Source organism: Pseudomonas sp. 2725, from assembly GCF_050434585.1.
Taxonomy (GTDB): Bacteria; Pseudomonadota; Gammaproteobacteria; order Pseudomonadales; family Pseudomonadaceae; genus Aquipseudomonas; species Aquipseudomonas jessenii.
Window position 1 is genome coordinate 266,845 of sequence record NZ_JBNDIV010000008.1, and the last position, 21,057, is coordinate 287,901.

Annotated in this window: 24 protein-coding genes; 10 read left to right on the forward strand and 14 right to left on the reverse strand. The window is 60.0% G+C overall.

Going from position 1 to position 21,057, the window contains the following annotated elements; all coding sequences use genetic code 11:
• Positions 1-30 precede the first annotated feature (30 nt).
• Positions 31-1,356 (reverse strand): OprD family porin, encoded by a 1,326-nt coding sequence (locus ABIE16_RS23415; protein ID WP_429522047.1) that lies wholly within the window; start codon positions 1,354-1,356, stop codon positions 31-33.
• A gap of 329 nt (positions 1,357-1,685) precedes the next feature.
• Here ABIE16_RS23415 and ABIE16_RS23420 point away from each other — a divergent pair, with 329 nt between their 5' ends.
• A complete protein-coding gene (locus ABIE16_RS23420) occupies positions 1,686-2,306 on the forward strand; it encodes a glutathione S-transferase family protein (RefSeq protein ID WP_429522048.1) in 621 nt (206 codons plus the stop codon).
• 69 nt (positions 2,307-2,375) lie between these two features.
• Here the strand turns inward: ABIE16_RS23420 and ABIE16_RS23425 are convergent, their stop codons facing one another.
• Entirely contained in the window at positions 2,376-3,782 is a 1,407-nt protein-coding gene (locus ABIE16_RS23425; protein WP_429522049.1) for a purine-cytosine permease family protein, read from the reverse strand.
• 323 nt (positions 3,783-4,105) lie between these two features.
• On the opposite strand from ABIE16_RS23425, the gene ABIE16_RS23430 reads away from it, so the two are divergent.
• The 5 genes from ABIE16_RS23430 (at position 4,106) to ABIE16_RS23450 (ending at position 8,299) form a co-directional block, all read left to right on the forward strand.
• On the forward strand, positions 4,106-4,591 hold the full coding sequence (locus ABIE16_RS23430; RefSeq protein ID WP_429522050.1) for a flavin reductase family protein: 486 nt from the start codon (positions 4,106-4,108) through the stop codon (positions 4,589-4,591).
• Positions 4,592-4,801: 210 nt separating this feature from the next.
• Complete coding sequence (locus ABIE16_RS23435; protein ID WP_046043514.1) at positions 4,802-5,845, forward strand: LLM class flavin-dependent oxidoreductase; 1,044 nt, start codon at positions 4,802-4,804, stop codon at positions 5,843-5,845.
• A 166-nt stretch (positions 5,846-6,011) separates the two neighbouring features.
• Positions 6,012-6,161 (forward strand): hypothetical protein, encoded by a 150-nt coding sequence (locus ABIE16_RS23440; protein ID WP_429522082.1) that lies wholly within the window; start codon positions 6,012-6,014, stop codon positions 6,159-6,161.
• A 90-nt stretch (positions 6,162-6,251) separates the two neighbouring features.
• Positions 6,252-6,929 carry an isochorismatase family cysteine hydrolase gene (locus tag ABIE16_RS23445; RefSeq protein ID WP_429522051.1) on the forward strand — a complete coding sequence of 226 codons (678 nt, stop codon included), beginning with the start codon at positions 6,252-6,254 and terminating at the stop codon, positions 6,927-6,929.
• Between the two features lie 5 nt (positions 6,930-6,934).
• Positions 6,935-8,299, forward strand: coding sequence for a purine-cytosine permease family protein (locus ABIE16_RS23450; RefSeq protein WP_429522052.1), 1,365 nt, complete (start codon positions 6,935-6,937; stop codon positions 8,297-8,299).
• A 183-nt stretch (positions 8,300-8,482) separates the two neighbouring features.
• Here the strand turns inward: ABIE16_RS23450 and ABIE16_RS23455 are convergent, their stop codons facing one another.
• The 4 genes from ABIE16_RS23455 to ABIE16_RS23470 all read right to left on the reverse strand — a co-directional run bounded on the left by ABIE16_RS23455 (position 8,483) and on the right by ABIE16_RS23470 (position 13,060).
• The gene (locus tag ABIE16_RS23455; RefSeq protein WP_429522053.1) at positions 8,483-9,829 is read right to left on the reverse strand and encodes a glutamine synthetase family protein; all 1,347 of its coding nucleotides are present in this window, start codon (positions 9,827-9,829) and stop codon (positions 8,483-8,485) included.
• Between the two features lie 20 nt (positions 9,830-9,849).
• Entirely contained in the window at positions 9,850-10,404 is a 555-nt protein-coding gene (locus ABIE16_RS23460; RefSeq protein WP_008000492.1) for a helix-turn-helix domain-containing protein, read from the reverse strand.
• A 25-nt stretch (positions 10,405-10,429) separates the two neighbouring features.
• Positions 10,430-11,719 (reverse strand): NAD(P)/FAD-dependent oxidoreductase, encoded by a 1,290-nt coding sequence (locus ABIE16_RS23465; protein WP_429522054.1) that lies wholly within the window; start codon positions 11,717-11,719, stop codon positions 10,430-10,432.
• Between the two features lie 138 nt (positions 11,720-11,857).
• Positions 11,858-13,060: an NAD(P)/FAD-dependent oxidoreductase gene (locus ABIE16_RS23470; protein ID WP_429522055.1), complete on the reverse strand. Its 1,203-nt coding sequence runs from the start codon at positions 13,058-13,060 to the stop codon at positions 11,858-11,860.
• A gap of 314 nt (positions 13,061-13,374) precedes the next feature.
• On the opposite strand from ABIE16_RS23470, the gene ABIE16_RS23475 reads away from it, so the two are divergent.
• On the forward strand, positions 13,375-13,935 hold the full coding sequence (locus ABIE16_RS23475; protein WP_429522056.1) for an RrF2 family transcriptional regulator: 561 nt from the start codon (positions 13,375-13,377) through the stop codon (positions 13,933-13,935).
• A gap of 95 nt (positions 13,936-14,030) precedes the next feature.
• Here ABIE16_RS23475 and ABIE16_RS23480 read toward each other — a convergent pair whose 3' ends face one another.
• Together ABIE16_RS23480 and ABIE16_RS23485 are read right to left on the reverse strand one after the other, a co-directional pair.
• Positions 14,031-14,366 (reverse strand): hypothetical protein, encoded by a 336-nt coding sequence (locus ABIE16_RS23480; RefSeq protein WP_057715459.1) that lies wholly within the window; start codon positions 14,364-14,366, stop codon positions 14,031-14,033.
• Positions 14,367-14,465: 99 nt separating this feature from the next.
• Positions 14,466-14,651 (reverse strand): hypothetical protein, encoded by a 186-nt coding sequence (locus tag ABIE16_RS23485; RefSeq protein WP_429522057.1) that lies wholly within the window; start codon positions 14,649-14,651, stop codon positions 14,466-14,468.
• 165 nt (positions 14,652-14,816) lie between these two features.
• Between ABIE16_RS23485 and ABIE16_RS23490 the strand changes: the two genes are divergently transcribed.
• Positions 14,817-15,056: a hypothetical protein gene (locus tag ABIE16_RS23490; protein WP_057715461.1), complete on the forward strand. Its 240-nt coding sequence runs from the start codon at positions 14,817-14,819 to the stop codon at positions 15,054-15,056.
• Positions 15,057-15,069: 13 nt separating this feature from the next.
• The gene (gene osmE / locus ABIE16_RS23495) at positions 15,070-15,420 is read left to right on the forward strand and encodes an osmotically-inducible lipoprotein OsmE (protein WP_057715462.1); all 351 of its coding nucleotides are present in this window, start codon (positions 15,070-15,072) and stop codon (positions 15,418-15,420) included.
• Positions 15,421-15,550: 130 nt separating this feature from the next.
• Here the strand turns inward: osmE and ABIE16_RS23500 are convergent, their stop codons facing one another.
• Positions 15,551-15,739, reverse strand: coding sequence for an SPOR domain-containing protein (locus ABIE16_RS23500; RefSeq protein WP_150814965.1), 189 nt, complete (start codon positions 15,737-15,739; stop codon positions 15,551-15,553).
• 217 nt (positions 15,740-15,956) lie between these two features.
• On the opposite strand from ABIE16_RS23500, the gene ABIE16_RS23505 reads away from it, so the two are divergent.
• A complete protein-coding gene (locus ABIE16_RS23505; protein ID WP_429522058.1) occupies positions 15,957-16,319 on the forward strand; it encodes an NUDIX hydrolase in 363 nt (120 codons plus the stop codon).
• A gap of 3 nt (positions 16,320-16,322) precedes the next feature.
• Here the strand turns inward: ABIE16_RS23505 and ABIE16_RS23510 are convergent, their stop codons facing one another.
• From ABIE16_RS23510 to benA, 5 genes are all read right to left on the reverse strand, one after another.
• On the reverse strand, positions 16,323-17,021 hold the full coding sequence (locus ABIE16_RS23510) for an alpha/beta hydrolase (protein WP_218498326.1): 699 nt from the start codon (positions 17,019-17,021) through the stop codon (positions 16,323-16,325).
• A 42-nt stretch (positions 17,022-17,063) separates the two neighbouring features.
• Positions 17,064-17,837 (reverse strand): 1,6-dihydroxycyclohexa-2,4-diene-1-carboxylate dehydrogenase, encoded by a 774-nt coding sequence (locus ABIE16_RS23515; RefSeq protein ID WP_090454739.1) that lies wholly within the window; start codon positions 17,835-17,837, stop codon positions 17,064-17,066.
• Between the two features lie 157 nt (positions 17,838-17,994).
• On the reverse strand, positions 17,995-19,008 hold the full coding sequence (benC, locus tag ABIE16_RS23520) for a benzoate 1,2-dioxygenase electron transfer component BenC (protein ID WP_057715467.1): 1,014 nt from the start codon (positions 19,006-19,008) through the stop codon (positions 17,995-17,997).
• A 10-nt stretch (positions 19,009-19,018) separates the two neighbouring features.
• Positions 19,019-19,507 (reverse strand): benzoate 1,2-dioxygenase small subunit, encoded by a 489-nt coding sequence (gene benB / locus ABIE16_RS23525; RefSeq protein WP_407516105.1) that lies wholly within the window; start codon positions 19,505-19,507, stop codon positions 19,019-19,021.
• Entirely contained in the window at positions 19,507-20,868 is a 1,362-nt protein-coding gene (gene benA / locus ABIE16_RS23530) for a benzoate 1,2-dioxygenase large subunit (protein WP_429522059.1), read from the reverse strand. Before benA ends, benB begins: the two co-directional genes overlap by 1 nt.
• Between the last annotated feature and the right edge of the window lie 189 nt (positions 20,869-21,057).

The window sequence follows — 21,057 nt, forward strand, 5'->3', positions numbered from 1 at the left end:
GCAAGCCCGCACACAGGGGGTGCGCCGTGATTACAACAACGACAAGGTGTAATTGATGATGAACCGGTTCTGATCCACGTTGCGCCCGGCATCGGTATTGGACCTGGCGTTACGCAGTGTGAACCCCACCCCCTTGAACGTACCCGATTGCAACACGTAGTCCAGGGTCATGTCGCGCTCCCACTCGGACTGGTCACTGGCGTTTTGCGCCTTGATGTCCGTCCCCTTCAGATACACGATCGAGGCTTTCAGGCCCGGCACGCCCAAGGGCGCGAAGTCGTAGGTGTATTGGCCGAAATTCGTCTGCTCGCCGGCCCGGGCAAAGTTCTGGATCATCTTGTCGGTGGGCAGGTAGACACTGCCGCCGCCCGCTCCCTTGTCCACCAGGCTGCCCTGGTTGGGCTGGACGAAGTTGCTGCCATCGCCCACACGTTGATGCCCCACCGACACTGCGTGACCACCGTGGCTGTAGGTGACCATCGCGGCCCAGGTGCTGTTGTCGATTTCACCATCGTTGTCGTCGGTGTAGCCCGATACCCGATAGCCTTGCGCGCGGCCGGAGGCAGAGCTGTTGGCACCGCTCGATGTGGTACGGAAGTAACGCAGGTCGGTGGTGAGCGAGCTTGCGCTGTCGATGAACAGGATGTGCGTCAGGCCGAGGAAGTTCTGGTTGTAGAAGTCTTCCAGTTGCGCGAAGTAATACTGGGTCTTCAGGTTCCTGGCGAGGTTGTAGTCACCGCCCGCGTAGTAGAACTTGTTGCTGTCCTGCGTGCTGCCGGCGACCGACAAGCCTGTGCGGTCCGTCGAGGCGCGCCCTACCGCGTGCTCCAGCACACCGCCGGTCAACGTCAGGCCATCGATGTCGTTCGAGGTGACCTGCGCGCCAGTAAACGATTGCGGCAACACACGGGCATCGTTCGCCAGAAGGATCGGCAATTTCGGCAGCAAGGTACCGTAGCGAAATTCAGTCTTGGCCACGCGCATTTTCGCCGTAGGGCCGAAGCTGCTCCAGGCATCGGCCGCGCCGTCGCCATCAGAGGGAATCATGCCGCTACCGACGTGGCGCCCCGCTCCGCTGTCCAGCGTGATGCCGAGCAACGCCTGGGCGTCGAGCCCGAACCCCACCGCGCCCTGCGTAAACCCGGACTCATAGCGCAACACGAAACCCTGGGCCGCCTCTTCGGTTTTCGAGGGGGCGGCGCTGCCATCGCGATTGTCGCTGTTGAAGTACAGGGTGCGCATCGACAGGCTGGCCTTGCTGTCTTCCAGAAAACCATGGCCTGCGGTATCGGCAGCCTGTGCGCACACCGAACTGGTGGCCAGCAGGACTGCGGTGGGAATCGCTCGTTTGAACATAGGGGGCTCCTGGGTGTTTCTTATCGTTATTTGAAGGTTTCACCGCCAGACAGGACCCGATTATCGCCCACGCATCAGCGCTCGATGAGTGACATGAGTCATCGGACGTTCGAGGTGAGGGTTGACTGACTGGCTTGTGAAACTCTTAAAACACTTCGAGAGGCTATTATCAAACGCGGTGAAAGTAGTTTTCGTACAGGGATAAGCCTTGTCGCACAGGGGTATGGACGATCACTGTTTTTGAATATCGGTGCGGCGGATTTTCATCATACTGACTTCATCGGCAGCGATCGGTGGCTGCTGGTATGTCACTACAAGAGCAATGCCCCATGAACGATCAAATCGAACTTTACGGCGCGAACACCGGCAACAGCCTGAGGGCCGCGATTGCCCTGGAAGAGTCGGGCATCGCCTATACGGCACGCAGGCTCGACCTGTATGCACAGGAACACCGTGGCCCGGCCTTCCTGGCGCTTAACCCGGCCGGGAAAGTGCCGACCCTGATCGATCACGGGACAACTCCGGTTCTGGTCATCAACCAGTCCAACGCCATCATCCAGTACGCCGATTCCATTGCGCCCGGAAGGCTGGCACCGGCGCAGCCAGGACCTGATCGCACCCGGGTGATCGACCGCTATTTCTTTTTCGTGACCGACGTCATCGCCCCCAGCCATGCCGCCTTTTTTCTGCACCAGGCGGGGCAGGCCAAGGCGGCGGCGATCATCGATCTGCGGGTGATTGAACAGCTCACCTACTCGGAAAGCTTTCTGACGGACGACTTCATGGCCGGAGCGCAGTTCTCCATGGCCGACATTTCGGCCTTCACCATTGCCACGGCGTTCCGTGATCGGCTGGACTGGAAGCAACTGCCTCAGCTATCGCGCTGGTTCGACACAGTCGAAGCCAGGCCGGCGGTTCAACGCGGCCTGAATGTGTTCAACCATTCCTGAGCGTTCGCCGAAAACAAAAATGCCCCCATGTCGCCGGGCATTTTCTGACGAACACGAAACGACTTTGCCTCAGTCGGTGTAGCCGAACTTCACCGAACGGCTTTCCTGCGCCTGGCTTCGCGTAGCGAGGCAGTAATACAACGGGCACGTCACCACCAGCCCCACCAGCCACGACAGGTCAGCGCCCTCCACCAGATTGGCATACGGTCCGACGTACAGTGAAGTATTGGCGAATGGCAGTTGCACGATGATGCCGATGAAGTAGGCAATGATCGCATGCAGGTTGAAGCGACCGTAGATGCCGCCGTCAGCCCGGAAGATCGAGGCGATGTCATAGCGACGACGCTTGATCAGGTAAAAGTCGATCAGGTTGATCGAGGCCCACGGCACCAGCACCAGCAACAGCGCCAGAATCAGGCCGATGAATTGCGAAATGAAATTCGCCGAGGCACCCAGCGCCACCACGCAGCAACCCGCCAGCACGATGCCCGACAACACCACGCGCACCTTGATGCTGGGCGTCCATTGGCTGGCGAAGGTCTGGATCGAGGTGATGATCGACAGCACTGCGCCATACAGATTCAAGGCGTTGTGGCTGATGATGTTGAGCAGGAACAACACCATCAGGATCGGCCCCAGCCAACCGGTGGACTGCTTGACCGCCGCCATCGCCTCGGTGCCTTCCGGGGTCGCCAGTACCGCCACGGCGCCGAAGGTGAACGACAGGATCGTGCCCAGGGTCGCCCCCAGATACGTGGCCCAGAATGGCTTGGCGATCCCAATATCCGCAGGCAGGTAACGCGAGTAGTCCGACACATACGGCGAGAAGCTGATCTGCCAGATGATGCCCAGCGACACCGTGGCCAGCCAGCCGGACAGGTTGAACCCGCCGCGAGTGAAGAAGTCCGCCGGCAGATCATGGGCGAAGATATAGAGGAAACCGGCGAGCAAGGCACCGCCCATCACCCAGGTGCCGATGCGGTTCAGGGTATGGATGAAGCGATAACCGATCACCCCGATGGCCGTGGCGCTTAAGGCGCCGATGAGAATGCTGGCCGGCACCGGAACCGAGGGCACAATGCCGACAATCGATTTACCTGCCAGCACGATGTTGGAAATGAAGAAACCGATGTAGATCATTGCCGCGAAGAACACGATCAGCAGCGCGCCATAGCGGCCGAACTGACCACGGCTCTGCACCATCTGCGGGATGCCCATGCACGGTCCCTGGGCCGACGCCAGCGCAATCACTACGCCGCCGACCATGTGCCCGAGGGCTATCGCCAGCAACCCCCAGAACAGGTTGAGGTGGAACACCTGGACCACCATGGCGCCGGTGACGATGGGCAGTGGCGCGATGTTGGTGCTGAACCACAGGGTGAAGAGATCGCGGGCCTTCCCGTGGCGCTCTGCGAGTGGAACGTAGTCGACCGTATGGTTCTCGATCAACGGGTCTTGCCTGGACATCTGGGACATGTGCATGAACTCGAGTTTGTCTGTTCTTATCTTTGTATGAAGCCAAACCGGGGGGACTCTCTGGCCGCCCCTCAGATGCGGACCATATTATGGTATTCCAAACTTTAAACAAGACTGATCCGGTCTTTGAACAAGCATCTGAGCCGGCATCCTGCCCGATCCACGCCAGCGTTTGCTAGCTTAAAGCCCAGCAATCATTGGGTTCCAGACGAAAGCCTTACGTTTATCGGTTGACCTAAAAAGACCTTGCAATCGATGTATTACGGTATACCATCAGACCTATAAACACATAAAAACGCGTCACACCACCCGAGGACCGTCCAATGATCGATGCCGCCATCTACAAACAAGTCATGGGTTCGTTCCCGTCCGGAGTGACCGTGATCACCACCCTGGATGACGACGGGCAAATCGTCGGCCTGACCGCCAGCGCCTTCAGCTCGCTGTCGATGGACCCGGCTCTGGTGCTGTTCTGCCCCAACTACAGCTCCAACTCCTACCCGGTGCTGATCAAGAACAAACGTTTTGCCATCCACGTGCTTTCCGGCGGCCAGCAAAGCGAAGCCTATGCCTTCGCGCGCAAAGGCAAGGACAAGGCCCAGGGGATCGAGTGGACGCTCAGCGAGCTGGGCAACCCGATTCTGGCCAATGCAACGGCGGTCATCGAATGTGAGCTGTGGCGCGAATATGAAGGCGGTGACCACGCCATCATGGTCGGCGCGGTGAAAAACCTGATCGTGCCCCGCCAGAGCAGCGGGCCACTGGTGTATTGCCACGGCAAGATGGGCGCCCTGCCCGTTCTGGCCTGATCTCCGCCTTGTGGGAGCGAGCCTGCTCGCGAAGACGGTTTGTCAGTCACATCCACATGGCTCGGCAGACCGCTTTCGCGAGCAAGCTCGCTCCCACAGGTTGCTCACTGACCAGTGAGAAACATTTGCACAGATTTCGTATTATGGTATACCAATAATCAACAGGCCCGCGATCGACTGGCCGACAACAATAGATCCGAGGTAAGCGTCATGAAGTTTTCCCTGTTCGTACACATGGAACGTTGGGACGAGAGCGTCAGCCACCGCCAGTTGTTCGAAGACCTGACCGAACTGACGCTGATGGCCGAGGCCGGTGGTTTCAGCACCGTGTGGATCGGTGAACACCACTCCATGGAATACACCATCTCGCCAAGCCCGATGCCGCTGCTGGCTTACCTGGCGGGCAAGACCACCACCATTCACCTGGGCGCCGGCACCATCATCGCGCCGTTCTGGCATCCGCTGCGGGTGGCCGGTGAATGCGCGTTGCTCGATGTGATCAGCAACGGACGCATGGAAGTCGGCCTGGCCCGTGGCGCCTACCAGATCGAGTTCGACCGTATGGCCGGCGGCATGCCGGCCTCCTCTGGCGGCCAGGCGTTGCGGGAAATGGTTCCGGTGGTGCGGGCTTTGTGGAACGGCGACTACGCCCATGACGGCGACATCTGGAAATTCCCGACCTCCACCAGCGTACCCAAGCCGATCCAGCAGCCGAACCCGCCGATGTGGATCGCCGCCCGCGACCCGGACTCGCACAACTTCGCCGTAGCCAACGGTTGCAACGTCATGGTCACGCCGTTGATGAAAGGCGACGAGGAAGTCCTCGACCTGAAGAACAAATTCCAGGCCGCGCTCGACAACAACCCCGGCGTGCCGCGACCGCAACTGATGGTACTGCGTCACACCCACGTGCACACCGCCGACGATCCTCAAGGCTGGGAAGTCGGGGCCAAGGCAATCTCCAGGTTCTATCGCACCTTCGATGCCTGGTTCGGCAACAAGACCACCCCGGTCAATGGCTTCCTCGCGCCGAGCCCGGAAGAGAAATTCGCCGGTCGCCCTGAGTTCGAACTGGAAAGCCTGCACAAGACCGCCATGATCGGTACCCCGGAAGAAATCATTCCGCGCATCAAGTACTACCAGGAACTGGGGGTCGACGAATTCAGCTTCTGGTGCGATAACAGCCTGCCCCACGCGGAGAAGAAAAAATCCCTGGAGCTGTTCATCAAGCATGTGGTGCCAGCGTTCCGCTGATTGCGCCGCCCTGCTCCCCGGACGCGAAGCCGGGGGTCAGCACACCTCAACTGTGGGAGCGAGCTTGCTCGCGATGGACGCCAACGATAACGCGGGCCATCTGAATGACCGCGTTGTCCAGAGTTTTTCGCGAGCAGGCTCGCTCCTACGAGGGTCGATTCCAATGATGACTGGTCGCCTCCCATCACTCGCCCTTCCCTCCGGCGCCGCGCAGGCTTACCTGCGCGGTGAATGGACCGCTTCGCACCTGCATTTCAAGCGCCTGCGCGCCAGCGTTTCGGCCAAGCAGAACGGCTTCTGGCAAATAGTTCACTGAGCCCACCCGAACAGCCAATCACGCACCCCGCGTCTCGCCATTGCATGGCGCGTACGGTGCATCGTGTTTCGTCTTGATCAGGTTTGCCCAATGAACAATAACAACGCGCTGTTGATCATCGACATGCAGCAGGAGGACGGCTTCGTCCTGGAAAACTTCGACACAGTGGCTACCAATACCGCCACCCTGCTCGATACCGCCCGCCGTCAGCGGATGCCTGTCATCTATACCCGCCACATCAATCAGGCCGACGGCAGTGACCTGCCCCACGGCGAACCTCTGGCCACCGACGGTGGCCCCGGCAGTTACCGCGCCGGCACCCGCCAAGTGGAAATCATCGAGTCACTGACGCCTCAGCCCGGTGAGTTGATCATCGACAAGGGCCGTTACAGTGCCTTCCACCGCACCGACCTCGATGCCCGACTCAAGGCAATGGAGGTCGACACGCTGATCGTCTGCGGCGTGTTGACCGACGTCTGCGTGCTGACCAGCGTGTTCGATGCCTTCGCCCTGGGTTATCGCGTGCGCCTGGTCAGCGATGCCTGCACCACGACCACCGAGGCCGGGCATTACTCGGCCCTGCTGATCATGGCCAACTGGGTCTACGCGCTGGAAATCCTCACCACGACTGAGTGCCAGCGCGCCCTGCAACAGCTCGATCACATCAGCCTGATCCCCGAGCAGCCGGACCTGTTTGCCCACCAGCCCCATGAGCTGCAAAGCACCATCGCCCGTCTGCAATCCCACCTCGTCCGGACTCAGGAGTGATCGCCATGCAAGTCGAAAAAAGAAGCATCGATTTCATCCCCGAAACCGAACGTCACGGCAAACCGGGGTCGCTGTTCTACATCTGGTTCGGCGCCAACATGAACATCACCACCATTGCATCCGGCGTGTTGCCGGTGGTGATGGGACTCAACCTGTTCTGGAGTGCGCTGGCGATCATCATCGGCTCGTTGCTGGGGGCGATTTTCATGGCCTCCCACTCGGCCCAAGGACCGAAGCTGGGCATTCCGCAAATGATCCAGAGCCGGGCACAATTCGGCGTGTTGGGGGCGGTGTTGCCGCTGCTGTTCGTGATGCTGATCTACCTGGGTTTCTTCGTCAGCAACACCTTGCTCGCGGCCCAGGCGCTGGAGTCCGTCAGCCCACTGCCGATGTCCGGCAATATCTACCTGATCGGCGCGTTGTGCTTCGTCGTCGCGCTCTATGGCTATCGGTTGATTCACCGCTTGCAGAAGCTGCTGTCGATTCTGTCGCTGGTGGTGTTCGTGGCCGCCACGGTGCTCGCCTTGCAGTTGCCGATCCCGGCCGAACAATGGCTGCCAACAGGCTTCTCCCTGTCGAAGTTCCTGGTGGCGGTGAGCATTGCCGTGACCTGGCAACTGTCCTATGCACCTTATGTCGCCGACTATTCGCGCTACCTGCCGAGCAACACGCCCACCGCCCAGGTGTTCTGGTACAGCTACGCCGGCACGGTCAGCGGCGGCGCGTGGATGATGATTCTCGGGGCGATCCTGAGCGTCGGCATCGGCGACTTTTCCAGCAACGTCGGCGGGCATGTCGCCGGTCTGTTCGGCGCTGGCGCGGTGCTGCTGTTCGCCTTCATCGTCTACGGCCAGGTGTCGATCAATGTGTTCAACCTGTACGGCGCGTTCATGTCGACCATCACCGTGATCGAACCTTTCGCCCGGCTCAAGGTGACCCCGCGGGTACGCGGTGTGTTCATGCTGCTGATCAGCCTGCTGGCCACGGCCCTGTGCACCATCAGTCAGGACGACTTCATCAGCTTCTTCCTCAACTTCATCTTCTTCATGAGCTACTTCCTGATCCCGTGGACGGCGATCAATCTGGTGGACTACTACTGCCTGCGCAAAGGCCAGTACCGGATTGACGACATCTTCGACTTGAACGGAATCTACGGGCGGGTCAACCGGATTGCCTGCGGCAGTTTCCTGCTGGCGATTGCCCTGGAAATTCCGTTCATGAACACCACGCTGTATGTCGGCCCGGTGGCCAGGGCGCTGGACGGAGTGGACCTGGCGTGGATCGTCGGGTTGCTGGTGCCGGCGTTGAGTTATTATTGGCTGATGAAGCTCGGCAAGCGAGCGCCGATGATGGAGTCAGCGGCCGACTAAATTCCAGGCAAAAAAAATCCCAGGCAGCTGATGGACGCCTGGGATTTAAAAATGCATAAACCGTGGTGGTGAACGCGGCGCGGATATTACGGAATATTTCGGCCTGTAACAAGATATTTTTATTCACTATCCAGTTACTAAACGCTCTAACCCATTAAATATCCACATATTTTCTAAGGGCGACTACAGGAACCAGCGATACTCCCGCGCGCTGATGTCATGCAGAAATGCCAGATGATCCTGACGCTTGTTTTCGCAGTAGACGTCCACGAACTCCGCCCCCAAGCCTTCGCGCAGCACTGCATGATTTTGCATGGACTGCACCGCTTCAAGCATTTCCAGCGGAAAATCGATGCCACTGCCGCGGTCTTCGTTGAGCGGTGCAATTGGCTCGCGCTCCCCTTCCAGACCTTGCTCCAACCCCACCAGAATCGCCGCCAACGCCAGATACGGGTTGGCATCGGCGCCGGCCAAGCGGTGTTCAATGCGCAGGTTCTTGATGTCCGACTCCGGAATACGCAAACACGCATCGCGATCCTCGAAGCCCCAACTGGCACGGGACGCGACGTTCACCGTGCCGCTAAGGCGGCGCATGGCATTGTGGTTCGGGGCAAAAATCGGCATGCAGTGCGGCAACACGTCCAGGCAACCGGCCACCGCATGACGCAGCGCCCGCTGCCCGTTCGCCGCCAACAGGTTGTTGCCGGCCTCGTCATACAGGCTGACATGCACGTGCATGCCGCTGCCGGGGTGCTGCAAGTAAGGTTTGGCCATAAAGCTGGCGCGCAGGTTGTGCTTGAGCGCCACGCCCCGGGTGCTGCGGCAGAACAGGGCCGCCCAGTCGGCGGCGCGCAGGCCGTCATCGCAATGGCCGAAGTTGATTTCGAACTGGCCCGGGCCGAGTTCGGCGGTGATCACCGTGGCATCGACGCCCTGCGCTCGTGCCGTCTCGACCATTTCATCGAGCACCGGGGCGAAGCGCGACAAGCGCTCGATGTGCATGTTCGGCTGATCGTCGGCATCGCCGGTCAACTCATCACGGGGAAATTGCGGCAAGCCGTCCTTCAAGCGGCTGTCGAACAGGTAAAACTCCAGCTCGAAGGCTACCACCGGGAAAATGCCTTTACGGTGCAGACGGTCCAGCACCCGCGCCAGCACTTCACGGGGTTCGAATTCGATGGGTTTTTCGGTGCCGTCGGAGGTGATCAGCATCTGGCCCAAGGGCTGCTTTTCCCAGCTCACCAGCTTCAGCGTGCCGGGCACCAAACGGCGCAGCGCGTCCGGGTCACCATCGTTGAAGCAGTAATCGCCGATCTTGAACAGCCCACCCTGGGTGCCGAGCAGCACGCAGTTCTGCGGCAGCTTCAATGCACTGCCGGCAGCGACTTTTTCCAGCATCTCGATCGGGTAGCGCTTGCCGTAGAAATGCCCCGGAATGTCCAGGGAGATCAGGTCGACGTAACGCACTTCGGGGTTGCAGTGGCGGAAGTTGCGAACCTCGGCCAGCAGTTCAGAGCACACAGCATCCATCGTTTTGTTCCTTGTTGTTATCAGGTGTAAACCCAAAGCACGCGGGTCAGTTGGTCGGACAGGTTGCCGTAGCGGCAGTGCGCATGGCTGGCCAGTTGAAAGCTGTCGCCGGGGTGCAGGGTCACCGGTTCGTTGTCGTCGAGCCACAGGGTCAGTTCCCCTTCCAGGACATAACCGCCCTGCTCGGAGCTGTCCTTCATGTGCCGGTCACCGCTGCTGGCACCGGGTTCGAGCTGGCTTTCGAGCATCGAAAAGGACGCGCGCATCTTTGGCGACACGAGGATGTCGGTGATGCCATCGGCGTAGTACAGCGTGCGGCGCTCGTCCGGGCGGGTGACCCAGGACAAGGCCATGGGTTTGGGCAGGCTGTAGAAATAGGTGGTCGGCACCCCCAGGGTTTCGCTGATGGCGGTCAGGTCCGCCACCGTCGGGCGCGACAGGCCGCGCTCGACCTGGGACAGAAAACCCACGGAGCGGCCGATTTTGTCCGCCAGTTCCTTCAGGGTGTACTTCTTGTGTTTGCGCAGGTCCTGGATCAGGATCGCCAGCGCCGAGATTTCTTCTTGCATGTCCATCTAGAGGCTTCCAGAAAGTGTCGCTTCAAATGCTGTCGCGCAGTCGATACCAGGCCTTGCCGATGGCTTCCAGCGGCGCGGCCAGGTATTTGCCGCCGGGAAAACTGCCGTTGTTCAGGCCCTGGTACAGGGACAATTCGTCGGGCTGACCGAGTACCGCGTCGGACACCGCCCGCGCCGCGGCCAGTGTCGGCAGCACGCCATGCCCGGAATACCCTTGCATCCAGTACAGATCGCCCCGCCGTCCGATATCCGGTGTGCGCTTGAGGGTCAGGTCAATGTGGCCGCCCCAGGCAAACTCCAGATCGACGCCGGTGAGTTGCGGGAACACGCGCTCCAGGAACGGCCGGGTCGCGGCGGCGATGTCCTTGGGCATGCCGCCCAGGTAAGTGCAACCGCCGCCGAACAGCAGGCGGTTATCCGGGGTGCGGCGGAAATAATCGAGCACGAACTGGTTGTCGGTCACGCACACATTGCTCGGCAACAGCGTGGTGGCTAACTCCTTCGTCAGCGGCGCGGTCGCGACCTGATAGGTCCCGACCGGCAACACGCAACTGGCCAGTTGCGGGTCGAGTCGATCGAGGTAAGCGTTGCATGCCAGCACCAGTACATCGGCGCGAATACGACCACGTTCGGTGGTCACCACAAACCCGTCGCCCTCCTCGCCATAGCTCAGCGCCTTGCTTTGCTCGTGGATGCGGCCACCGGCCCGCTCGATCGCATCCGCAAGGCCCAGGGCCAGTTTCAGCGGATTCAAATGCCCGCCCTCGGGATCGAACAGGCCGGCCTGATAACGCTCGCTGGCAACCCACTGCGGCAAATCGCTGCGCTCGATAAATTGCAGTTTGTCGTGGCCCCACTTGTGACTCGCCTCGTGTTGCCACTCGGTCAGCAGGCCTACCCGACGGGGCATCACCGAGGTCCAGAGATGACCGGCGCGATAGTCGCAATCGAACTCATGGCGGCCGGGCAAGTCACGCAGCTCGCGCGCGGCCCAGCGCATGCCGTCCCACAGGCGCCGCGCCCGTTCGTAACCCAGCGCCGCTTCCAGCGGTGGCATGTCGCACGACCAACCGAGGATCGCCTGGCCGCCATTACGCCCGGACGCGGCCCACGCCACCCGGCTGGCTTCGAGCAAAGTCACGCGCTTGCCGGCCAGCGCCAGACGCAAAGCCGTGTGCAATCCACTGAACCCGGCCCCGATGATCAGCACTTCAGTGTCTTGTTCACCCTCCAGTGCGGCTCGATCGACCAGACGATCGGCGCAGGTATGGGCGTAGTAACTGGCGACATGCCGGGTGGATTGCTGAAACATACGGCCTCGTGAAATTTTGTATTTTTAATTTCATGAAAAAATACACGGTAAATTTCACACAAGCAATCAACGCGTAAAAAATCCCGCTCAGGCGAACCCGAGCGGGATGTTTTTATTCAGACGTGACGTTCGAATCAATCAGGCCACGGGAATCATCGGATCCGCCGAAGCCAGCGCCGAGGCGCGATCAGCCGCCGGTGGGTAGATCCACTGGGTGTTGATCTGAGTCTTCAATGCCTTGGCTTCGTGCTTGACCAATTTGACCTGACGATCCCAACCCTCGGTGTACACCGCGCCCCAAGCGCCCAGATCGAGGCAGGTCACGTATTTCGGCTGGCTGTACGGCGTCGGGTCGACACCGAGAAGCTGCGCGGCGACATTGTTGCCGGCATGGCGGCCCAGCGAAATAGCATGCTGACAGGTCATCAAGGCGTAATTGCCGATCTCGTCACTGGCCGCATAGGCGACGTCGCCGGTAGCGAAGATGTCGTTCTGGCCAATGACTTTCAGGTGCGCGTCGACATGCAGACGGCCCAAGTGATCACGTTCGGCGGGAATCTGCTCGGTCAGGGAGCTGGCGCGAACGCCGGTGGTCCAGACCACGGTTTTTGCATCGATGCGCGCCCCGTCGGACAGGGTGACGCCGTCGGCATCGACCGACACAACCGAAGCTTTCAAGTGCCATTTCACGCCGGTCGCCACGCTGGCCTCGACGATCGATTCGGCGATTTGCTCACCCATCGAGCCGCCCACTTTATCGCCGCGGTCCACGATGATCACATTGATGTCGGCACGGTCGCCGAGGATGGCCTGCAGGCGGGTCGGCATTTCAGTCGCCGTTTCGATCCCGGTGAAACCGCCACCGGCCACCACCACTGTGTTGCGCGCCTTGCTTTCGGGCTGGCTGGCCAGCGCCTTGAGGTGGTTTTCCAGGCGAACGGCCTGCTCGATCTGATCGACATCGAAGGCATGTTCGGCCACGCCCGGAGTGCTCGACGAAGCCAAGCGACTGCCGGTAGCCAGAACGAGTTTGTCGTAGCTGCAGACTTGTCGGGTCCCTGCGGCATCGACATAGCCGACCTGCTTTTGCTCGACGTTGATGGTCTGCGCCGCGCCCTTGATGAACCTGACCCCTACAGCATCAAACAGATCGCCAATCGGCGCGGCCAGTTGATGGGCATTCGGTTCGTAGAAGCGCGGACGCACACGGAGTTCGGCCTGAGGCGCCAGCACGGTCACTTCAACATCGTTGTGGCCGTGAATGTCGAACAGGCGCGTGGCACTCAATGCGGTCCACATGCCACCGAAACCTGCGCCGATCACCAGAATGTGCTGTTTCATTTTTTGACTCCTGGGGGGGAATGACCAAGTGTTGAAAATCGTTGAGCGGTTTAAGGACCGACGCGGGCTTGTACCCAGATAAGCGCCTGCCACTGCGACCGAGTAACTACGACTGTATTGATCCTAGTTAAATCCCGCAACAGGTTTTTATCGAGGGCTGCCACCGAAAAACGTGAGCCATGACCTGAGCCCCCTGTATTCAGCGCATCACAGGAGTATTTTGCTGTCATGAAAAAAGATCAAACGAGAAGGGATTCGTTGCCTTGCTTGCTCTCGGCTGTTAGAATTTGCGACTAATTCAGTCGGAGATTTGCATGTCTCTTTACAGCGCGGGTGTCGAATACGGCATCCACTGCCTGCTTTTTCTGGTGGGTAATGGCGGCGACTCGCGCGAAGCGAGCGTGCGCGACCTTGCCGATCTGCAAGGCGTCCCTCAGGACTATCTGGCGAAAATCTTCACCAAGCTGGCCAAAGCCAAACTGGTGGTCGCCACCGAAGGCGTGCGCGGTGGCTTCAAGCTGGCCCGGCCCGCCGACGAAATCACCTTGCTGGATATCGTCAATGCCATCGACGGCCGCAAGTCGATTTTCGATTGTCGGGAGATCCGTGGTCGTTGCGCCGTGTTTGACGGCGCCCCGCCTGAGTGGGCACTGGAGGGTCTGTGCGCGATCCATGGCGCGATGATGGTTGCGCAAAAACGCATGGAAGAGGCCCTCGCGCAACAAACCATCCTCGACATTGCCAGGAAATTCGGGCGCAAGGCCCCGCCAGAGTTCGGCGTCAAAGTGGAAAGCTGGATGAACGAGCGCCGGGAACGCAAAAGTGCCGCCCAGGCCAGCGAGCAAATCATCCCGACGACCAACCTTTCAGACTGATCCACACAAAAAAAAACCGGATGCGCGCCAGGCATCCGGTTTTTTTCTGGATTCAGGCGAACATCGGTCGCTGACCGATTTTCAGCCTCCCGCGCTTACAAACAGTCGCGCACGATTTTGCGCAGGTCGCCGGACTTGGCCCAAGGTGGCCCCTGATACAGCGAAACCCGGCTGCCTTCCTTGTACTTCACGATATCCAGCACTTCGTCGGCCGTGATCACGCTGGGCGCGGTGATGCGGAATCCGTTGGATATCGAAACCTGGGTCGTATTCGATACTTCCTTTTGCCAGGCAGGCAACACGCACGCCGCATACTCTTTTGGCGTCTTCTCGCTGTGCTTGCTGACATTCGGCTCACCCGGTACCAACGAAGCCGGCAACGAGCACCCGCCCAGCAATGCCAACACGACTCCCCCCATCAACATCCGCATGCTGTTTCCTTTAATTTGAAATAAGAAAATGTAGCTCGCCGTCGTCCCTACAGCCATCCCCAACGATTCAGCGACTGTCATTGATATCGCTTGCCCCGGTTAGTTCCTTGAATTCAGATAATCCATCCATCTTTCGCAGGCGTCATGCTGGCGTTGTGTGCCTTGCTCCCATTGCGGCTCGCTGAGTTGATGGGCCGATATCAATTGCATCGTCTCGTTGGTCGCCGCCTCCAGGTCAGCGATCAATTCCTGGGCCATGTCCCTGAAATCATCGATTGTGGTCATTTTACGTCGCCCCCGCAGGAACAATCAGCACTTGAGTAGGACAGCTTATTTTTTCGTTCACTGTAGTTTTCCCGACCAAAGGAGACCTCGCTGACTCAGACGAACACAACATACGGCGCGGTAAACAGGTCTAAAATTTTGGTGTGCAAAGTTCAGGAGGTCATCATGTGGCTTAACAAATCGGAACAGGAACTTCGGCGCGATCTGCAAGGGCTTGCGTCAGATTTGCGCTGGTCGGCCGTCGAGCTGTTGCGCATCGAGCAACAATTGCGCCTGCTCGGGAGCGAAGTCGACGCGCAAGCCGTTCAAAGACTGTGTTCTTTATTTCAGGGCGATGAAGAAAAACTGTCCGGCTACGCCGAGGAAGTGAAGGCCAAGGTCATTAGCCGCAACAAGGCTCAATAGCGGGAGCGCTGCCATGAACAGACCTCTATTCACGCTGGTCGTCGTACTGACCGCGTTGGCAGGCTGCAGCACCAACTCGATCTACAAGGATCAGCCGCTGGTCGCGAAAGTCGACACCGGCATGACCCAGGAGCAAGTCCGGCAAATCGGCGGCCAGCCACTGGCGGTCAGCGATCGTAGCGTCGAACCCGGTACGTGCTTTGACTACAAACTGACTCATGCCGACCATCAGCAGCCGTACAACGTCAGTTTCGACGGCCGCGGCATGGTCGACCACAAGAGCTTCATGACCTGCGCGGAGTGGAGCCACACGCAGCAAAAGGCCCGGGAACCCTCTCGCCCCAGCGGAGGCGGCGGCTACTAGCGCCCTTAAGGATTTTGCAGGCTGTAGGAGCGAGCTTGCTCGCGATGGACTCAAGCGCGCCGGGTTTAACCAGGAAACACGCGTTATCGTTAGCGACCATCGCGAGCAAGCTCGCTCCTACAGGGGGGCTTCATTTTCCCGCAGGCCTGCCGGCACGTGCCCTGTAGCCGGGCAGCGATGCGGCAAATGCCAGCGCTTCTTCCCGACTGGCAAACGAGCCAAGCCGGTCACCCTGGGTACATACCCGCCAGGGGCCGTTGTTCACGCTGAGTACGTCATAACCATTCATGTGCATCTTGTTCAACATCGGAACGCTCATAGTCACCTCCTCTCGGGCAGTGATCTCAGGTTGACTTGCCTACCTTACACCCACCCTTGTCCAAAATACCGACCAGACGTCGCCATGGAAATTCCCGAAATCGATTGCACTTTTCCTCGCATTGCCCCCTCGAATTACTCGTAAAGTGCTCAATCGGCCCTGGCCCGAATGCTGCATTTCAATGCCTGCACCATCTCAACCAGCCATTAGGTAATCAATGAAAGTACGCGCAACGATCATCTTCGAGCAGGAAAGGCATGTACTGCTGGTACGCAAGCGAGGAGGACGCTGGACGCTGCCCGGCGGCAAGCTCGAACGGGGTGAAAGCGCAGCCGATGCCGCCGTTCGCGAGCTGCTGGAGGAAACCGGCCTGCGGGTCGACGAGTTGATATACGTGCTGGAACTGGAGTCGGGCGGCACCCGACACCACGTATTCGAGGTGTCGGTGCTGAATCTGGAGCAATTGCGACCGCTGAACGAAATCACCGATTGCATCTGGCACCCGCTTGATGCGCTACACAACCTGAACATCAGCGACGCCATGCGCAGTATTGTCAGCACCTTTGTGCGCCGCTTGTAGGCCCTAGCCTTTGGCCAACGCCGTCGCAGCCCTGTCGATCAAAGCCGCCACTTCGGCGGGCATCGACGCCAATGACGCGTGGCTGGCATTCAAGGTCAGGATCTCCCTGGCGTTGAGCCGCTCCGCCATCCATTGCTGGTTCTGTGGCGCGATCATCCGGTCTGCGGTCGAAATCTGATACCACGATGGCTTTTTCTTCCAGGCCACCGTTCCAATCGTGTCACCGAAGGTACTCGCCAGCGGCGCTTTCTGGGTGATACCCATGACCAACCCTTCGGTCGCCGGCAGGTCCTGACAGAAGCTTTCGTGGTAGAGCTCAGGCTTGACCCACAGGTATCCGTCGCTGTCGGGAGCCAGGTTGGCCGCCGCCGCTGGTAGATGCCTTTGCGTGATGCCACCGGGGCTTTCACCGGCGTCCGGTGCGAACGCGGCGATGTACACCAGGCCCACCACATTCGGCAAATCACCCGCTTCGGTGATCACCGCGCCGCCATAGGAATGCCCCACCAGCAGCACCGGACCGGGCACCTGGGCGACCATCTTGCGCGTACGCTCGGCATCATCGGCCAGCGAAGTCAGTGGCAACTCGACGGCACGAATGCGCGTGTCACCCCGGCTGACCAATTTAACGATGACCTTGTTCCAGTGGGCAGCGCCGCCCCAAAAACCATGGACCAGCACGATCGTGGGTTTATCACTCATCACCATGACTCCGTTTGCCGATGGGGTTGTCTGTCGTTCGCCTCAGCCCTGATCGCCGCCGCCCACGGGCATGACCATGCCGGTGATATAGGACGCGTCGTCGCTGGCCAGAAACAGAATAGCCCCCGCCTGCTCATCCAGGGTGCCGTAGCGTTTCATCAAACTGCTGTCGAGGGTCTGGTCGACAATCTGCTGGTACCAGAGTTTTTCCTGCTCACTCTGCTCGGCACCATTGCGGGGTATGCGTCGCGGCGGTGCTTCGGTGCCACCAGGCGCCGTCGCATTGACTCGCACGCCGCGACCGGCGGTTTCGAATGCCAGACAAGCGGTCAAGGCATTGACCCCACCCTTTGCCGCACCGTAGGGCACGCGGTTGAGGCTGCGGGTGGCGATGGAGGAAACGTTGACGATCGCACCGCTGCCCTGCTGCAACATGAACGGCAGCGCGGCATGGCAACACCACAAGGTCGGGAACAGCGAACGGCGAACCTCGGCCTCGATCTGTGACGCTTCATAGTGCTCGAACGGCTTGGCCCAGATCGTCCCGCCGACGTTATTGACCAGCACATCGAGGCGACTGAAGCGCTCGACGGCGGTTTGCATCACCCGACTGCATTCCTCGTATTGCTCAAGGTCGGCGGTCAGGGCCAGTACCTGGGTGGTTGGCGCCAACTGTTGCTGGACTTCGAACACCAGGTCGGAGCGATCCACCAGGATCAGCTTCGCCCCTTCGGCGGCCATACGCTCAGCCACCCGCCGCCCGATACCTTGGGCGGCACCGGTGATCAGGGCGACTTTTTCGTGAAATCTGTTCATGTGTACCTCATGAAGAAGGTTGCCGTTCAACTGTGGGAGCGAGCTTGCTCGCGAAGAGGTCCTTCCAGTCGACATATCTGGTGACTGCCAGACCGCTATCGCGAGCAAGCTCGCTCCCACAGGGGGTATTTACCAAGCAAGGGAAATCGCCTGCGACTCACGCCGCGCTGGCAGCAAATTTTTCGTAGTAGAAATTCGCCGGTTTGATGCCTTGCTCGCCAATGTACCGGCTGACGGCTTCGACCATCGGCGGCGGGCCGCACAGGTAGACGTCGACGTCGCCATCGTTCAAATGCCTGGGCTCGATGTGCTGGGTCACATAGCCCTTGAGCGGGTGTTGGCTCTCGGGGCTGGCGACGCAGGCGCTGAAGGTGAAGTTGGGGATGCGCGCGGCAAAGGCTTCGAGGCGGTCGAGTTCCACCAGGTCGAAATCGTGGGTCACGCCGTAGATCAGATGCAGCGGGTGATCGCTGCCCTGCTCGGCGATCTTCTCCAGCATCGCGGTGAACGGCGCCAGCCCGGTGCCACCGGCCAGCAGCAACAACGGCCGACGGATGTCGCGCAGGTAGAAGCTGCCCAAGGGACCGGCCAGACTCATGCAGTCGCCGGCCTTGGCCATGCCGGTGAGGAAGCTGCTCATCAGGCCACCCGGCACGTTGCGGATCAGGAAACTGACCTCACCGTCGCGCTGCAACGAGCTGAACGAATAGGCACGGGTCTGCTCGCTGCCGGGAATCCCCAGGTTCACGTATTGCCCCGGCAGGAACGCCAGTTTGCTCAGGGATTCGCCCTTGATCGACAGCGCGATAGTGCTGTCGGACAGTTGGCGCACGGCACTGATGGTCGCGTCGTAGCTGGCCTGACGGGTGCGGCAAACCTCGGAGGACGTCGGCACCCGCACCACGCAATCGCTCTGGGCACGCATCTGGCAGGTCAGGACAAAACCCTGCTCGGCCTCTTCAGGGCTGAGGGCGTCTTCGATGTACTCCTCGCCCAGATCGTAGGTGCCGGCTTCGGCAAAACACTTGCAGGTTCCGCAAGCACCGTCGCGGCAGTCCAGCGGGATGTTGATTCCCTGGCGGTACGCGGCATCGGCCACGGTTTCGCCGACGTTGGCGTCGATGAACCGGGTGACGCCGTCTTCAAAATTGAACGCAATGGAATGGGTCATGACGGCAGTCTCACAAGTGGTAGACATCGATGACCTGGCGAACGTAATCGTTCTTCAGAATCACTTTCTTGGCCAGGATCAGCGGGTTTTCACCGCGCACGTCGAGGGTGTAGAAACTGCTGCCGAAATAGCTGTCGACGGTCTTGTAGCGAAAACTCAGGGTGTGCCAGTTGAAGCGCACCTTGCACAGTCCGTCGGCCTGTTCGAGCAGCTCGATGTTGCTGATGTTGTGGGAGGTGCGGGTGTCCGGCACGCTGGCGCTGGAGCGCTCGGTCTTGATGCGGAAGACGCGGTCTTCAAGGCCCGTGCGGTTGCCGTACCAGATCAGCGAGATTTCCCGCTGCGGGTCTTCGGTCAATTCGTCGTTGTCGTCCCAGGACGGCATCCAGAATGTCGCGTCGGGGGCGTACAGCTCCAGCCACTCGTCCCACTGGCGGTCGTCGAGGTAGCGCGCCTCGCGGTAGAGGAAATCGCGCACGTCATCGTAAGAAATGGTCATTACACGTCCTCCACGGCGATCAGCTTCGACTGTTCGGCAGCCAATGCCTTGAGCATGGTCTGCTGCCAGTACTTGTGTTGCAGCACGAACAGGCCCTCGTCTTCGGTGCGCACGCCGCTGAGCAGCGGATGCAGGTCGATTTCTTTTGCAGCCTCGTCAGCACCTTCAATCCAGTGTTCGGCGCCACGGGACATGTCGTTCCAGGTGGTGACGCTGCCCTGGTAGCTGGTCTGGCAGGAGCGGAACTCTTCCAGATCGTCGGGCGTGGCCATGCCGCTGACGTTGAAGAAATCCTCGTACTGGCGAATCCGGCTGGAACGGGCGTGGTCGCTCTCGCCTTTGGGGGCGATGCAGTAGATGGTGATTTCCGTGCGGTTGACCGAGATCGGCCGGGCAATGCGGATCTGCGAGCTGAACTGGTCCATCAGGTACACGTTCGGGTACAGGCACAGGTTGCGCGAGTTCTCGATCATCCAGTCGGCGCGGGCCTTGCCGAAGTCTTGCGCCAGCTCATCGCGGCGCTCGTACAGTGGACGGTCCTCGGGGTTGGCCCAACGGGTCCAGAGCAGCATGTGGCCCTTGTCGAAGGAATAGAAACCACCGCCCTGCTTGGCCCAGCTGCCGGCGCTCATGGTCGGGTTGGTGTCGCCGGCTTCGCGCTGCTTGCGCTGGTTCTGGGTGGCCGCGTAGTTCCAGTGCACGGAGCTGACGTGGTAGCCATCGGCGCCGTTCTCGGCGGTGAGTTTCCAGTTGCCTTCGTAGATGTAGCTGGAGGAGCCACGCAGCACCTCCAGGCCATCGGCGGACTGGTCGACGATCATGTCGATGATCTTCGCCGACTCGCCCAGGTGTTCGACCAATGGCAGCACATCGGCTTTCAGGCTGCCGAACAGGAAGCCGCGATAGGACTCGAACCGCGCAACCTTGGTCAGGTCGTGGGAGCCTTCGCAGTTGAAACTCGACGGGTATCCGGCGTTGGCCGGGTCCTTGACCTTGAGCAGCTTGCCGGAGTTGTTGAAAGTCCAGCCGTGGAACGGGCAGGTATAGGAGGTCTTGTTGCCGGACTTGTGCCGGCACAGGGTCGCGCCGCGATGGCTGCAGGCGTTGATAAAGGCGTTGAGCACACCGTCCTTGTTGCGCGCGATGAAGATCGACTGGCGCCCCATGGTAGTGGTGTAGAAATCGTTGATGTTGGGGATCTGGCTTTCGTGGGCCAGATACAGCCAGTTGCCTTCGAAGATGTGTTCCATCTCCAGATCGAACAACCGGGGGTCGGTGAACATCTCGCGCTTGCAGCGATAGAGGCCTTGCTCGGGATCGTCTTCAAGCAGGGAATGCAAATATTCGGGTCGCAGGGTCATGGCCACCGCCTCCATTGTTATTGTTCAGGCAGGGGTCATGCTAGGACGGGGGGTCAGGCTGGAATATCCGCGCAGTGCAGATCTTTATCCGTTTTGTGCAGTGTGTTTTTTGTAGGAGCGAGCTTGCTCGCGAAAAACCTGAGAGCACTGCGGGGTGTCAGGTTCCCCGCGTCATCGTTGACCTCCATC